This window comes from Nocardioides caeni (genome assembly GCF_004912195.1).
In the GTDB taxonomy this organism is placed as follows: Bacteria; Actinomycetota; Actinomycetes; order Propionibacteriales; family Nocardioidaceae; genus Nocardioides; species Nocardioides caeni.
This window is the reverse complement of record NZ_STGW01000001.1, coordinates 661,404-676,585: the sequence shown is the minus strand read 5'-3', so window position 1 is coordinate 676,585 and position 15,182 is coordinate 661,404. Positions and strand designations below refer to the sequence as shown.

At 70.3% G+C, this 15,182-nt stretch carries 13 protein-coding genes; 2 read left to right on the top strand and 11 right to left on the bottom strand.

Going from position 1 to position 15,182, the window contains the following annotated elements:
• Positions 1-8 precede the first annotated feature (8 nt).
• From E9934_RS03265 to E9934_RS03235, 8 genes are all read right to left on the bottom strand, one after another.
• The gene (locus E9934_RS03265) at positions 9-1,832 is read right to left on the bottom strand and encodes a hypothetical protein (RefSeq protein ID WP_136561353.1); all 1,824 of its coding nucleotides are present in this window, start codon (positions 1,830-1,832) and stop codon (positions 9-11) included.
• Positions 1,833-1,991: 159 nt separating this feature from the next.
• Entirely contained in the window at positions 1,992-4,670 is a 2,679-nt protein-coding gene (gene acnA, locus E9934_RS03260) for an aconitate hydratase AcnA (protein ID WP_136561352.1), read from the bottom strand.
• A 182-nt stretch (positions 4,671-4,852) separates the two neighbouring features.
• A complete protein-coding gene (locus E9934_RS03255) occupies positions 4,853-6,733 on the bottom strand; it encodes an ABC transporter ATP-binding protein (RefSeq protein WP_136561351.1) in 1,881 nt (626 codons plus the stop codon).
• Between the two features lie 111 nt (positions 6,734-6,844).
• Positions 6,845-7,819, bottom strand: coding sequence for an ERCC4 domain-containing protein (locus tag E9934_RS03250; protein WP_136561350.1), 975 nt, complete (start codon positions 7,817-7,819; stop codon positions 6,845-6,847).
• Positions 7,820-7,821: 2 nt separating this feature from the next.
• Positions 7,822-7,956, bottom strand: coding sequence for a hypothetical protein (locus E9934_RS20420; RefSeq protein WP_275106605.1), 135 nt, complete (start codon positions 7,954-7,956; stop codon positions 7,822-7,824).
• Between the two features lie 17 nt (positions 7,957-7,973).
• The gene (locus E9934_RS03245) at positions 7,974-8,690 is read right to left on the bottom strand and encodes a helix-turn-helix domain-containing protein (RefSeq protein WP_136561349.1); all 717 of its coding nucleotides are present in this window, start codon (positions 8,688-8,690) and stop codon (positions 7,974-7,976) included.
• A 20-nt stretch (positions 8,691-8,710) separates the two neighbouring features.
• Positions 8,711-9,910, bottom strand: a complete 1,200-nt coding sequence (locus E9934_RS03240; protein WP_136561348.1) for a class I SAM-dependent RNA methyltransferase — start codon at positions 9,908-9,910, stop codon at positions 8,711-8,713.
• Positions 9,907-11,949, bottom strand: coding sequence for an APC family permease (locus tag E9934_RS03235; protein ID WP_162851526.1), 2,043 nt, complete (start codon positions 11,947-11,949; stop codon positions 9,907-9,909). The genes E9934_RS03240 and E9934_RS03235 overlap by 4 nt, the downstream gene beginning before the upstream one ends.
• A gap of 64 nt (positions 11,950-12,013) precedes the next feature.
• Here E9934_RS03235 and E9934_RS03230 point away from each other — a divergent pair, with 64 nt between their 5' ends.
• Positions 12,014-12,682: a potassium channel family protein gene (locus tag E9934_RS03230; RefSeq protein ID WP_136561346.1), complete on the top strand. Its 669-nt coding sequence runs from the start codon at positions 12,014-12,016 to the stop codon at positions 12,680-12,682.
• Positions 12,682-13,356: a potassium channel family protein gene (locus E9934_RS03225; RefSeq protein ID WP_136561345.1), complete on the top strand. Its 675-nt coding sequence runs from the start codon at positions 12,682-12,684 to the stop codon at positions 13,354-13,356. Before E9934_RS03230 ends, E9934_RS03225 begins: the two co-directional genes overlap by 1 nt.
• On the opposite strand, the gene E9934_RS03220 is transcribed toward E9934_RS03225, so the two are convergent.
• The 3 genes from E9934_RS03220 to E9934_RS03210 are packed head-to-tail and all read right to left on the bottom strand — an operon-like array spanning position 13,357 to position 15,175.
• A complete protein-coding gene (locus E9934_RS03220) occupies positions 13,357-14,127 on the bottom strand; it encodes a DUF3159 domain-containing protein (protein WP_238694726.1) in 771 nt (256 codons plus the stop codon).
• Positions 14,124-14,480: an OB-fold nucleic acid binding domain-containing protein gene (locus tag E9934_RS03215; protein WP_136561344.1), complete on the bottom strand. Its 357-nt coding sequence runs from the start codon at positions 14,478-14,480 to the stop codon at positions 14,124-14,126. The genes E9934_RS03220 and E9934_RS03215 overlap by 4 nt, the downstream gene beginning before the upstream one ends.
• Positions 14,481-14,491: 11 nt before the next feature.
• On the bottom strand, positions 14,492-15,175 hold the full coding sequence (locus E9934_RS03210; RefSeq protein ID WP_238694725.1) for a DUF3710 domain-containing protein: 684 nt from the start codon (positions 15,173-15,175) through the stop codon (positions 14,492-14,494).
• Positions 15,176-15,182 lie beyond the last annotated feature (7 nt).

The window sequence follows — 15,182 nt, the reverse complement described above, 5'->3', positions numbered from 1 at the left end:
CCCTGGCGTCACCGGATCGCGCGGGTCGCCAATGATCCGCGCGCCAGCGTCGCGTAGCCGGCGCGCGATCGGGTCACGACGACCTTGATGCGCTGGCCACGGTCGGCCGCGGTGAGGACGTAGGTGCGAGCGGACGCGCCGCGGATCAGGCGTCCCGACCGGTACCACCGGTAGGTCGTCCGCGTCGGCGTGGGCGACCAGGTGCCCACCACGGCGGTGAGTCGCGAGCGCACGGTCAGTCGGCCGCTGATCCGCGGAGCGGGCGCCCGGAAGACGCCCAGAGCGACCGTGACCGGGGCCGAGGCGGCCTCCTGGGTCGCCAGGCCGCTCAGGGAGCCCGTGACCCGCACGCCGATCTGGCGTCGCGCGTCGGCCGCGGCCAGGCGGTAGGTGCTGCCGGTCGCACCGGGGATCGCGACGCCCGAGCGGAACCACTGGTAGGTGAGGTTCGACGGCGCGGGCGCCCAGGTCCCGGCAGTGGCGGTCAGCAGGGACCCAACGCGTCGCGTGCCGGTGATCGTCGGTGTTGGCACGGTCACGAATGCCCCCGCCGCCACGGGCGCCGAGGCCGCCGAGGTCTTCGCGGTGGTGGCATAGCCGCTGCGGGTGGCGGTCACCCGCAAGGTGAGCGCCTTGCCCAGGTCGGCCGCGGTGGCGTCGTACGTCGACGAGGCCGCACCCTCGATCGCGACACCCGCGCGGAACCACTGGTAGGCCAGCCCCGTCGGGACCGGCGCCCAGGTGCCAGGGGTCGCCGTCAGTGTCGAGCCCACGGCCGCCGTACCGCTGATCGTCGGTGTCGGCGTCGTCGTGAACGGCAGCGGGAGAGCGATGTCCTGCTTCAGCTTGGGCTGCGCGGAGGTCCACCTCCAGGCCGTGGCCGTGGCGAGGCTGGGCGCACCCCCGAGGCATCGGGTGACGCGCTGCTCGGCCGGGGTCGCGCCGCGGGCGTCGTCGTAGAAGCAGAGGGTGTAGTCGCGGGTCTTGTCGCGGACCTGGAAGGTCATGCTCCCGTTGGCGTCGGTCGCGAGGGGGCCGTACTGGAGTCCGGCGTCCCAGGCACCCCCGGGAGTGCGGGAGAAGACGTTCCAACGGATCCCCTCGAGTGGCGTGCCGCTGGGCGTGACCGCACGGAGGTGGAAGCCGGACCAGTTCTCGACGGCCAGGTCGATGGCGGCGGTCTGGCCGGCCGGGATCGCGAAGGTCTGGTCGGGCACGGTGGTCAGGAACGGCTCGGCGCCGTAGGGCTCGCGACCGGTCACGGTCACGGTGCCGGGTGCGACCTTCTCGATCACGAACGTCCCGTTCGGCTGGACGGCGACCTCCGGGTAACTCGACCAGTAGGAGCGCGCGTCGTTGGTCGCCGTGATCCCGCCGGTCGGCCACGGGGTCACCACGCCTCCCTTCTTCACCGTGCCGGTGATCCGGCCCCAGCGCTCGAGCGTGGCGTTGATGACCGTCGAACCGGTGATCGTCCGGGAGATCGTCGGGTCCGGCGCATAGCTCTCGGCGCAGGCGTAGTCACCCCAGCACTCGACATCGATCTGGTAGGTGCCGGTCGCAGGCACCGTGAACTGATAGGTGCCGTCCGACGCCGTGTAGGCGTAGCGCCGCGGAGAGAGGGGTGCGCCGTCGGCACCCGAGGCCTCGATGAAGACGTCCTTGATCGGAACCGTCACACCCGAGGCATTGAGGCCGGTGACCTTGCCGCTGATGACCACGTCGGCCGCTCGGGCCGGGCTGGCCAGCAGGGGCACCGATGCGATGGCGAGCAGCAGTCCGAGAAGGGCCGGGATCAGGGCAACGCGAAGTCTCGCGTGTGGCGGGCGCATGGCGGCAATGCTGCCTTGGTGAAGGCTTCTTCAAACGTGGTGCCCCCTGCCGGACAGCCTCCTGGTGAGGCAGGTCACATGCCGACGGCCCGCCCCTCACTGAGGGACGGGCCGTCGATGCGTCTCGGGGCCGCTGCGCGACCTCTTCGACAGGGACTGTCAGCCGCGCAGGAGGTTGCGCAGGACGTACTGCATGATGCCGCCGTTGCGGTAGTCGTTCGCCTCGCCGGGGGTGTCGATGCGGACGACGGCGTCGAACTCGACGCCGCTGTCCGTGGTGACCTTCACCGTCGAGGGCGTGGTGCCCTCGTTGATCTCGGTGATCCCCGAGATCGAGAAGGTCTCCTCGCCGGTCAGGCCGAGCGAGTCGGCGTCCTGGCCCTCGGGGAACTGCAGCGGGATGACACCCATGCCGATGAGGTTGGAGCGGTGGATGCGCTCGTAGCTCTCGGCGATGACCGCCTTGACGCCCAGCAGCGAGGTGCCCTTGGCGGCCCAGTCACGCGACGAGCCGGAGCCGTAATCCTTGCCGGCCAGGACGACCAGCGGGGTGCCGGCAGCCTGGTAGTTGACCGAGGCGTCGTACACGGTCGTGACGGGGCCGTCCGCGACGGTGAAGTCGCGGGTGAAGCCGCCCTCGGTGCCCGGCGCGATCTGGTTGCGCAGGCGGATGTTGGCGAAGGTGCCGCGGATCATGACCTCGTGGTTGCCGCGGCGCGAGCCGTAGGAGTTGAAGTCACGCTGCTCGACCCCACGCTCGATCAGGTACTGGCCCGCAGGGCTGTCCTTCTTGAAGCCACCGGCCGGCGAGATGTGGTCGGTGGTGACCGAGTCGCCGAGCTTGAGCAGGGCGCGGGCGCCCTCGATGTCGGTGACCGGGGTCGGCTCGAGCGGCATGCCGTCGAAGTACGGCGCCTTGCGGACGTAGGTCGAGTCGGCGTCCCAGGTGAAGGTGTTGCCCTCCGGGGTGGGGAGCGAGCGCCAGCGCTCGTCGCCCTTGAACACGTCGGCGTAGGACTCGCCGAACATCTCGGAGTTGATCGCACCGCGGATGGTCTCCTCGACCTCGGCCGGCGAGGGCCAGATGTCCTTGAGGAACACGTCGTTGCCGTCGGTGTCCTGGCCGATCGCGTCCTGGAACAGGTCGACGTTCATGTTGCCGGCGATCGCGTAGGCGACGACCAGCGGCGGCGACGCGAGGTAGTTCATCTTGATGTCGGGGCTGATGCGACCCTCGAAGTTGCGGTTGCCCGACAGCACCGACACGACGGCCATGTCGTGGTCGTTGACCGCCGCGGAGACCTCGGGGATGAGCGGACCCGAGTTGCCGATGCAGGTCACGCAGCCGTAGCCGACGAGGTTGAACCCCAGCTTGTCGAGGTACGGCGTGAGGCCGGCCTTGTCGTAGTAGTCGGACACGACCTGCGAGCCCGGCGCGAGGGTCGTCTTGACCCAGGGCTTGCGCGTCAGGCCCTTCTCGACGGCCTTCTTGGCGAGCAGCGCCGCACCGATCATCACGCTCGGGTTCGAGGTGTTGGTGCAGGAGGTGATCGACGCGATCGTGACGGCGCCGTTCTCGAGCTCGAAGGAGGTGCCGTCGGCGAGGGTCACCGGGACCTTGGCGTCGACGTTGCTCGTGTAGCCCTTGACGTCCTCGGCGAAGTTCGTCGCGGCGGAGGTCACCTCGATGCGGTCCTGGGGACGCTTCGGGCCGGCGATCGACGGGACGACCGTGGCGAGGTCGAGCTCGAGCTTCTCCGAGTAGCGGGGCTCGGCGGCGGGGTCGAGCCAGAGGCCCTGCTCCTTGGCGTACTTCTCGACGAGCGCGATCTGCTCCTCGGAGCGACCGGTCAGGCGCAGGTAGGTGGTGGTCTCCTCGTCGATCGGGAAGACCGCGATGGTCGAGCCGAACTCCGGGCTCATGTTGCCGATGGTGGCGCGGTTGGCGAGCGGGAGCGCCGCGACACCGGGACCGTAGAACTCGACGAACTTGCCGACGACGCCGTGCTTGCGGACCATCTCGGTGATCGTGAGCACGAGGTCGGTGGCGGTGGAGCCCTCGGGCAGCTCGCCGTTCAGCTTGAAGCCGACGACGCGCGGGATCAGCATGGAGACCGGCTGGCCGAGCATGGCGGCCTCGGCCTCGATGCCGCCGACGCCCCAGCCGACCACGCCGATGCCGTTGACCATGGTGGTGTGCGAGTCGGTGCCGACGCAGGTGTCGGGGTAGGCGAGCAGCTCGCCGTCGACCTCGCGGGTGAAGATCGTGCGGGCCAGGTGCTCGATGTTGACCTGGTGGACGATGCCGGTGCCCGGCGGGACGACCTTGAAGTCGGAGAAGGCCGTCTGGCCCCAGCGCAGGAACTGGTAGCGCTCGCGGTTGCGCTCGTACTCGATCTCGACGTTGCGCTGGAAGGCCTCGGGCGTGCCGAAGACGTCGGCCATGACGGAGTGGTCGATGACCATCTCGGCGGGCGCGAGCGGGTTGATCTTGGTGGCGTCGCCGCCCAGGTCGGCCATCGCCTCACGCATGGTTGCCAGGTCGACGACACAGGGAACGCCGGTGAAGTCCTGCATGATCACGCGCGCCGGCGTGAACTGGATCTCCTTGTCGGGCTGGGCGGTCTCGTCCCACCCGGCCAGCGCCTTGATGTCCTCGGCGGTGATGTCCGCGCCGTCCTCGGTGCGCAGCAGGTTCTCGAGCAGCACCTTGAGCGAGAACGGCAGGCTGTCCACGTCCAGGCCCTCGCCCGTGACGGCATCGAGCCGGAAGATCTCGTAGCCCTTCCCGTTGACGTCCAGGGTGCTCTTCGCACCGAAGCTGTTCTTGCTCGCCATCCGCTTCTCCGTCCTCAGCGACTTCTGGTGTCGGTCGGTCCGTCCTTCATCCTGCCGCCGGGAAGCGGCCCACGGATAGTGAGGCTGACCTAACCCTTCCCCGTCGCGGCGCCTGGCCGCCAGGGCACATCTCTTGACATCAAGATACATGGCTTCCGGTCGAATTCCTACAAAGGCAAGCCTTAGTTCGTCGTGGTCGCCGTCTGCGGTGCGAACTGGGTGTCGTGCAGCTCCCGGTAGCGTCCGCCGGTCCGCAGGAGGTCGTCGTGGCTCCCCCGTTCCACGATGCGTCCGTCCTCCACGACCAGGATCTGGTCCGCCGCCCGGATGGTCGACAGCCGGTGCGCGATCACCAGGGCCGTGCGTCCCGCGAGTGCCTCGTTGAGCGCGGCCTGCACGGCCGCCTCGGAGGTGGAGTCGAGGGAGGCCGTCGCCTCGTCGAGGATCACCACCCGCGGCTCCTTCAGCAGCAGGCGGGCGATCGTGAGGCGCTGCCGCTCACCGCCGGAGAGACGGTAGCCACGCTCCCCCACGACCGTGTCGAGGCCGTCGGGCAGGGCCCGGACCAGGTCGATGAGGCGGGCCCGGCGCAGTGCCTGCCAGATGTCCTCCTCGCTCGCCTCCGGGCGCGCGAGCAGCAGGTTGTCCCGGATCGAGTCGTGGAAGAGGTGGCCGTCCTGGGTGACCATGCCGACCGTGGCGCGGATCGAGACGGCGGTCAGGTCGCGGACGTCGACTCCCCCGATCCGTACGGCGCCCGCGTCGACGTCGTAGAGGCGGGAGACCAGCTGCGCGATGGTCGACTTCCCCGCGCCCGACGACCCGACGAGGGCGACCACCTGTCCCGGCTCCGCCCGGAGGCTGATGCCGTGCAGCACCTCCTCGCCGCCACGGGTGTCGAGCACGGCCACCTCCTCGAGCGAGGCCAGCGACACCTTGTCGGCGGACGGGTAGGCGAACCGGACGTCGTCGAACTCCACCGCGACGGGACCCGCCGGGACGGAGCCCGCATCCGGCCGGTCGGTGATCAGCGGCGCGAGGTCGAGGATCTCGAAGACCCGCTCGAAGCTGACCAGTGCGCTCATCACGTCGACCCGGGCGCTCGCGAGCGCGGTCAACGGCGCATAGAGGCGGACCAGCAGCAGGGACAGCGCCACCACGTCGCCGGCATCGAGCGTGCCCCGCAGCGCCAGCGTGCCGCCGAGCCCGTAGACCACCGCCACCGCCAGCGCCGAGACCAGGGTCAGGGCCGTGACGAAGGTGGTCTGGACCATCGCCGTACGGACCCCGATGTCGGCGACGCGGCGGGCGCGCGACGCGAACTCGGCGGACTCCTGGGCCGGCCGCCCGAAGAGCTTGACCAGCGTCGCGCCGGGCGCGGAGAAGCGCTCGGTCATCTGGTTGCCCATCGCCGCGTTGTGGTCCGCGGCCTCGCGTTGGATGCCGGCCAGGCGCCGCCCCATCCGGCGAGCCGGGATGACGAAGACAGGCAGCAGCACCAGCGCCAGGCCCGTGACCTGCCAGGAGATCCCGATCATCACGACCAGGGTCAGCACCAGCATCACGAGGTTGCCGACGACGCCGGAGAGCGTCGTGCTGAAGGCGCGCTGGGCGCCGATCACGTCGTTGTTGAGGCGGCTGACCAGGGCGCCGGTGCGGGTGCGGTTGAAGAACGCGATCGGCATCTTCTGGACGTGGTCGAACACCGACGTCCTCAGGTCGAGGATCAGCCCCTCCCCGATCCGCGACGAGAGCCACCGCGACCAGAGACCGAAGCCCGCGTCCAGCACCGCGATACCAGCGATGACGAGCGCCAGGCGGATCACGGTGCGCTCGCCGTCGCCTTCGACGATCGCGTTGACCACGTCGCCGGCGAGGACCGGTGTCGCCACCGCCAGCGCCGCCGAGGTGATGCTGAGGAGCACGAACCCGATCAGACGACCGCGATGGGGTCGGGCGAAGGCCAGGATCCGGCGAGCGGTCGCCCCGCGCACGCGCCGCGGCTCCTCAGGCCCGTGCATCTGGCGGTAGACCTGGTTCCAGGCGATCGACTCCATGCTCATGGCGTGACCGTAGGACCTCAAGTCGACTTGAGGGCAAGCAAGTGTCACCTCACTTGACGGATCCCCGCTCCAGCAGGGCGGCCCCCTCGATGCGGTGGCCGCGGTGGCCGTTCAGGTCTCGCCTCGAGTGCGGGCGGCGAGGTACTGATCCATCACGACCGCCGGGATCCGGCCGCGGTCGGAGACCACGATGTCGACCCGCGCGGCCCAGCGACGCACGTCGGCCGCGGTCGGCGGTGCCGGGCCGAGTGGCGGGGCCGCCGTCAGACCGCGCAACGCGAGGTCACCGACCATCTCCTCCGACAACCCGACCCGAGCAGCCGCGAGAAACCGGTAGGTCCACTCCTGGGCGAGCTTGCGGGTCTCGCAGAAGACGATGGGCACGGTCGGGAACCGGATCTGGCACTCGGCGATGCCGTCGGCCACGACGCTCGGGCGGACGCGGTCGAGCTTGAAGACCTGGGAGTAGCGCTCCTCGACGACGACGGCAGCACGCGGGACAGCGGACAGCTCGGTGAGCTGGAACCTGAGCCGGCCGGTGGTCAGCGACGTCACGAGATCGCCCAGGGACTTGCGCTCGACGCTCGCCTGCAGCACGCCGTCGACGACGAGTCCGTAGTCGCCGGCGCTGAGTGACTCGCGTCGGGTCGTCGCCTGCCGGTCGGCGAAGGTGAACGGGTAGCGCTCGCGGATGTCGACCGCGATCTCCAAATCGGCGACTCCGCTGGCGCGGGCGCCGGGAAGATTCACGGCTGGACGTGCCTGCTTCGAGGTTCGAGCGGTCTGCCAGAAGATCATCTGCCGGCCGCGCGCGTTCGTGATCACGATCTGGGAGCGGTTCTCGCGGCCACGGTCGAGCACGAGGTCGATGGCGGCGCCTCGCCGTACGCAGGAGCGCACAGCGACCCGTTCGATGACCTCTGCATCCTCCGGCCACTCGTCCACGCGGTGGCAGTAGACCTTGCCGGTCCGCGGCCAGGTGTCCTTCGCCTTGAGGATGATCCCGTCCCCGAGCGGGATGCGGAGAAGGTAGGGCAATGTCGACCCGGGCTCGGCATTGCGGGCGATGACGAAGTCCTCGGCCACAGCTACAACTCCCCCGCTGTGACGAGCCGCTCGAGTGAGTTCTCGGCATCAGGCACCTCGAGCAGCAGCGCGCGGTCCTTCCGGACCGCCGAGACCATCACCCTCAGCCGCTGCCGGTCCTTCTGCTCGGGCGGCATCGAAGGAAGGATGATCATCACTGCCCGGCCTTCCACTCCAGGGCAAGCTCGTGCAGCAACTCAGCCGCCCGCGCCTCCTCACGTGGCCCGCGATGCTCGGCGAGGTCGGCCGCGAGCCGAAGACGTGAGTCGGGGAATGGATACTGCCCGTCGACAATGACATGCAGGACGACGTTGGCGTCGCGGTCGGCGTTGACCAACAGGTGGTCCTTCACTATTTCCTTCACCTCCGACTCCTCCACGTAGCCCTCGACGTCTGCCGACGCTATGCCGCTCCCGCCGAGGTCGACCAAGGCCGCCCAGCGCTGGTCAGCCCTGAGATCGGCAAGGTCCGACGGCGCAGCGCGAAGCAGATGGCGCTCAGCGCGATTTCGGAGCAGCGACCGAAGGGACACGGCCAACGCGCGAGCCGCCTCCTCCCCGAAGACGGGCTCGCTGGCAGGCACGAGCAGGCGATTCAGCTGCATCCGGGGACGGGCCGAGGCTGCCGCCCCGCGTGAACCCAGCCGATCACGGTCGGCCTCAGCGGCCCCTATGACGGCCCAAGCAGACCGGGCCGACAGCGGGCGACCTGCCTTGCTTCGCTCTTGGATCCGCAGGAGCGAACGCTCGTCGACCACCCACTGCGATCCGATCCGCTCGGCGAGAAGCGAACCGTCCGCGATTCGCTGATGGATCCGGGGCACGCTCACACCGAGCCGCTCGGCGGCCTGTGCGACGCTGATTGCTCCCACGACACAATCCTAGAAGACTTTCAAGGATTGTGAAGTGTCGTCGCCCGCCCCGTCTCCAACAGTGCGACGCACTCCACATGGTGCGTCATCGGGAACAGATCGAACGCGCGCAGCGACGCCAGCCGGTAGCCGTGCTCGGCGAAGATCGCCACGTCGCGCGCGAGCGCAGCAGGGTCGCAGGCGACGTAGGCGACCGCCCGCGGGCTCCGGGCGACGACCGCCTCCACGACGGCTCGCTTGGCACCCGCTCGGGGCGGGTCGAGGACGACGAGGTCCGCGTGGTCCCACTCGGCCGGCAGGCCGCCTGCCAGGACCTGGCCCACGTCGCCCGCGCGGGCGGTGATGCCCGGCACGTTGCGCTCGGACAGGGCTGAGGCAGCTCGGTCACCCTCGACCGCCGCGACCCGGCCGCTCGGGCCGACGGCATCGGCCAGGAAGCGGCTGAACAGCCCGACCCCGGCGTAGAGGTCGAGCGCCGACTCTCCCGGCTGCGGCGCCAGCGCCTCCATGACGGCATCCACCAGCGCGGCGGGCGCACCGGGGTGGACCTGCCAGAAGCCGCCGTCGGCGACCTCGAAGACCCGCCCGTGCACGACGTACGACGGCCCGGCCGGCGCCGCGAGGAGGCAGGTCTCCACCGGGATCACGTCATGGGAGCGGTGGCGACGCATGCCGCGACCGCCGTCCGGGAGGGCGACGTAACGCTGGCGGGTGCGCCAGTGCAGACCGTGGTCGTCGCCGGGCACGGGCTCGACCGTCACCTCGACGTCGAGACCGGCGAGCCGGCGCAGCTGCTCGGCCACGACGTGCGCCTTGAGGCGGCCCTGCGCGGCGAGGTCGACGTGCTGGAAGTCGCAGCCGCCGCAGGCCCCGGGACCGGCGTAGATGCACGGCGCCTCGACCCGGTCCGGGGAGGACTCGAGCACCTCGATGGCGTCGCCGCGCCAGAAGCGGTCGCCCTCGGTGCCCTCGGTCAGCTCCACGACCACGCGCTCCCCCGGCAGGGCGTGCCGGACGAACACCACGCGGGTCTCGACAGGCTCGACCGACGACGGGTCGCCGACCGGCACCCGCGCGACGCAGTGGCCGCCGTGCGCGACGGGACCGACCTCGACCTCGAAACGGCGTCCGACGACGCTCGGTCCGCGTGCGGCCCGCTGTCGGGTCGGTCGCCCCCTCCCGCGACCCTTCCCGCGACCCTGACCCGGCGCGGGACTCACCGCGGATACTGCCGGTTGTTGTCCTGACGGACCCGACCGCGGCGCAGGTCGCCGGCGTGGACGCGGTGCTCGTCGCGCTCCTCGCGCTCGAGGGCGAGCTCGGAGGACCGCAGCTGATAGGGCACGGAGGTGACCATGACGCCCGGGGTGAAGAGCAGGCGCCCCTTGAGGCGCAGCGCGGTCTGGTTGTGCAGCAGCTGCTCCCACCAGCGACCCACGACGTACTCCGGGATGTAGACCGCGACGACGCCGCGCGGGTTGGCGCGCCGGATGGCCGAGGCGTATTCCACGATCGGCTTCACGATCTCGCGGTACGGCGAGTGCAGCACCTTGAGCGGGACGCCGGTGTTGCGCTCGTCCCACTCCTCCAGCAGCCGCGCGGTCTCGCGGTCGTCGACCGACACATAGACGCCCTCGAGCGCGTTGGGCCGGGTGGCCTTGGCGAAGGCGAGCGCCCGCAGCGTCGGCTTGTGGAGCTTGGAGACGAGGACGATGGCGTGCACGCGAGTGGGCAGCGCCTTGTCGGTCTCGTCGGCCGCCAGCTCCAGCTCGACGCCCTCGTAGTGCTTGCGGATCGACTTCATCATCACGAAGAAGAAGCCCATCGCGAGGATCGTGATCCACGCACCGTGGAGGAACTTGGTGACGAGCACGATCACGAGCACGACGCTGGTGAAGCTCAGTCCGATCGCGTTGATGACGCGGGAGCGCTGGATCCGGCGCCGCTCTGCCTGATCGCGTTCGGTCTCCAGAGCGCGGGTCCAGTGCCGGATCATGCCGAGCTGGCTGAGGTTGAAGGAGACGAAGACGCCGACGATGTAGAGCTGGATCAGCTTGGTCGTCTCGGCGTCGAACGCCCAGATCAGCACCATCGCCATGACGGCCAGGAAGACGATGCCGTTGCTGTAGGCCAGCCGGTCGCCTCGGGCACCGAGGGCACGGGGGGCGAGGCCGTCCTTGGCGAGGATGGAGCCCAGCACGGGGAAGCCGTTGAAGGCGGTGTTGGCGGCGAGGACGAGGATCACGCCCGTGACCGTGACGACGAAGTAGAAGCCCGGGCTGAAGTCGTGGAAGACGGCGTCGGCGATCTGCGCGATCACCGTGTGCTGGTCGTAGCCCTCGGGCAGCGGCTGACCGTTGAGCGTGAGGCGGTCGAGCTCGTGCGGGTCGACGTACTTCAGTCCGATCTGCTTGGCGAGCACGATGACGCTGACCATCATCGTGATCGCGATCAGGCCGAGCAGCAGCAGCGTCGTGGCGGCGTTCTTGCTCTTCGGCCGCTTGAACGCCGGCACGCCGTTGGAGATGGCCTCGACACCGGTGAGTGCCGCGCAGCCGGACGAGAAGGCGCGCGCCAGGAGGAAGAGCAGCCCGACCGTGGTGAGGGGCTCCTCCCATCCCGGTTGCGGCGTGATCTCGAGGCTCGCGCTCTCGGCGTCGGGCAGATTGCCGCCCAGCAGCTCGATGAAGCCGTAGGCACACATCCCGAGGATCGCGAACATGAAGAGGTAGGTCGGGACGGCGAAGAACGAGCCCGACTCGCGGATGCCGCGCAGGTTGACGGCGGTCAGCAACGCCACGAGGACCAGGGCCACGGTCGCCTCGTGGCCCTGCAGCGCGGGTATCGCGGCCGCGGCGTACTGCGAGCCCGAGGAGATCGACACCGCGACCGTGAGGACGTAGTCGACGAGGAGCGCGCTGCCGACGGTGATGCCGGCGGTCCGCCCGAGGTTGACGGTCGCGACCTCGTAGTCGCCGCCGCCGGACGGATAGGCGTGCACCGTCTGGCGGTAGGACGCGATGACCGCGGCCATCACGATGGCGACGGCGATCGCGATCTTCCACGACCACACGTAGGCGGAGGCCCCGGCGATCGCCAGCATGATGAAGACCTCGTCGGGCGCATAGGCCACCGAGGAGAGCGCGTCGCTGGCGAACACCGGCAGCGCGATCCGCTTGGGGAGCAACGTCTCGCCCAACTGCGCGCTGCGGAGCTTTCGTCCGAGCAGGATCCGCTTGGAGACGTCACCGACACCCACGAGCGACAACGGTAGGGCATCCACGCCCTCGGGGTCGCATGCCCGGTGCTATAGCGTTCTCACCGTGCACGTCGTGATCATGGGTTGTGGCCGAGTCGGCTCGACGCTGGCGCGCAGCCTCGAGGACCGCAACCACACGGTGTCGATCATCGACACCGAGCCCGATGCGTTCCGGCGGCTCGGCCCAGGGTTCAACGGCGACAAGATCAAGGGGCTCGGCTTCGACCAGGAGGTCCTCGAGAAGGCCGGCATCCGACGCGCCGACGCGTTCGCCGCGGTCTCCAGCGGTGACAACTCCAACATCATCGCGGCGCGGGTGGCTCGCGAGACGTTCGGGATCCAGCAGGTGGTGGCGCGAATCTACGACCCGGGCCGCGCCGAGGTCTATCAGCGCCTCGGCATCACCACGGTCGCCACCGTGAAGTGGACCGCCGACCAGGTGCTGCGACGGATCCTCCCGGCGGGCGCCGAGCCCGACTTCCGCGACCCGTCGGGCACGGTCCGCGTCGACCACATCCCGGCCCCCGAGGTGTGGGTCGGCGCCCGGGTCGGTCAGCTGCAGGAGCAGGCCCGCTGCCGGGTCGCGTGGATCGACCGGCTCGGCGAGGGCATGCTGCCCGACCGGGAGACCGTGATCCAGGAGGGCGACATGTTGCACCTGGTCACCCGCGAGGAGTCCGCCCAGATGGCCTACGACGTGCTCGGGCAGGGTCCCGACGGAGAGCGGGACTGATGAGGGTCGCCATCGCCGGCGCCGGGGCCGTGGGCCGATCGATCGCCAGCGAGCTGATCGAGAACGGTCACGAGGTGCTGCTGATCGACAAGGCACCCGGATCGATCCAGCCCGAGCGCGTCCCCGACGCCGAGTGGCTGCTCGCCGACTCCTGCGAGCTGTCCTCGCTCGAGGAGGCGCGGCTCGACCGCTGCGACGTCGTGATCGCCGCGACCGGCGACGACAAGGCCAACCTGGTGACCGCACTGCTGGCGAAGACTGAGTTCGGCGTGCCACGGACGGTCGGGCGCGTCAACCACCCCAACAACGAGTGGCTGTTCACCGAGGCCTGGGGCGTCGACGTCAACGTCTCGACGCCGCGGATCATGTCCGCCCTCGTCGAGGAGGCCGTGACGGTCGGTGACCTCGTCCGGCTCTTCACCTTCCGCCAGGGCAACGCCAACCTGGTCGAGATGACCCTGCCCTCCGACTCGCCCTACATCGGCAAGGCCAGCGGCCTGATCCCGCTGCCGGAGAACTGCGCGCTGGTCACGATCCTGCGCGACGGCCAGGTCTACGTGCCGACCCCGGAGCAGCCGGTCGAGTCCGGCGACGAGCTGCTGTTCGTCGTCCCGGCCGAGGCGGAGGACGAGCTCGAGCGCCTGCTCGCGCCCGCGTCCCACCCGAAGAAGTAGCTACGCCTCCGGCGTGGCGGTCTCCTCCACGGCCGTGATCGGCGTCGCGTTGCGCGCCAGCAGCCAGACCATCGCCGCCCACGAGCCGATCCGCAGCACCCAGCCGAGGCCGGTGCGCAGGATCAGGATGAGGATGACGGCGCGGTCGGGGTCGATCACGTCGCGGTGTCCGAGCAACCAGATCGGTCCCTGCAACAGGACGCCGACCGCGCCGGGCAACAGCATCACCCAGGTCAACCGGCTGCACAGCCGCACGACCTGGCGGTCCTGGTGCCAGGCGGTGGCATCGCCCGTGACGCTGCCGAGCATGAAGCCGAGCATGGGCCACCCGACGAGGCAGGAGAACCCGAGGACGATGGTGTAGCCGAGGCTGATCAGGATGCCCGGCAGGAAGAACGCCAGGGCCTGGTCGGACTCGGAGCCGCCGGAGCTCTCCGCCCAGCGGACGAACACCCAGCCGATCCCGATGCCGAAGATCGCGTTGAGCACGTACTGCGTGCTGCCGCGCTGCACCAGCCGCAGCACCAGCGCCGCGCCCGCCACCGCGAGGCTCGCGACGAGGGCCGTCTGCAGCTCGCGGGTGGTGAGCCAGAGGACCGTGAACACGATGCCGGGGATCGCAGCCTCGACCATGCCCCGGCGTCCGCCCAGAGCGGTCGCCAGCTGGTGGCGGACCAGCGCCTCGACGGTGTCGATGCCGACGTGATCGGGGACCTCGGGCACCTGCTGCGGCGACGGGGCGTCGTCGTGCAGGGACTTGTCGTCGCTCACAGCAGCTCGTAACGGGGGTTGTAGAGCACGCGGACGCCGTCGTGGGTGCCGACGCGCCCGCTGACCTCGATCGCGCGCCCGGGCCCGATGCCGGCGATGCGGCGCCGTCCCAGCCAGATGACGTTGACGGTGCCGGTGCCGTCATAGAGCTCGGCCTCGAGAGCCGGCACGCCACCGCGCGGTCGCAGGGTGACGGTGCGCAACGTGCCGCGGAGCCGCACGACCTCACGGTCGGGGGCATCACCGACGCAGAGCACGCCGTCGCTGGTGAACGTCTTGCGCAGGTCGCGGGCCTCGGCCTCGTCGGGGTTGGCCCACTTGCTGATCGTGCGCCGCAGACGGCTCTTGGTCACGGGGACGTCGCTCAGGTCGCGGGCACGGAAGCCGGCCGCGCGCCGTCAGGCAGCGAGAGCGGGAGCTGCTCGCCGACGGGCATCGCGTGGTTGCCGCGGCGTACGACGACCTGCGCGATCGCGGCCTCCCACTCCTCGGCGTCCTGCGGCTGACGGGCCGGGTCGCCCAGGAAGGTGGCCCGCAGCAGCCAGCGCGGGCCGTTGATCCCGATGACGCGGGACGTCTGGGTCCCGGTCTGGCCGTCGGCCCGGGTCATCCGGACCTCGCAGACGAGCTCGGTGCCGAAGCGGCCCTCGCGCTCGGTGGCGGTGCCGCCACGCCGTGAGGCGTCCGCGGCGATCTGCGGGCGCACCTCGGCCCACAGGTCGCCGTTGCGGGGTGCGGCGAAGGCACGCAGCTCGAGCGCCCCCGACTCCCCCGCCAGCAGCACGGCCCGGACGTCGCCGGACTTCTCGTCGACCTGGACCCTCAGGTCCCGGTCGGCCAGCGGAGCGACCAGCAGGGAGCCCAGGTCGAGCCGGGTCAGGCCGTCCTCGGGGTCCTCCTCGTCGAACGGGCCGTCGAACGTGCGACCAGCGCCCGGGGCGGACGCAGCCGCATCGGCCTGCTCCGCCTCGTCGATCTGGTCGACCTTGTCCACCTGGTCGACGACGTCGCTCTGCTCGTCCTCGGCAGCCTTGCGCCGCAGCCTCACTGTGCTC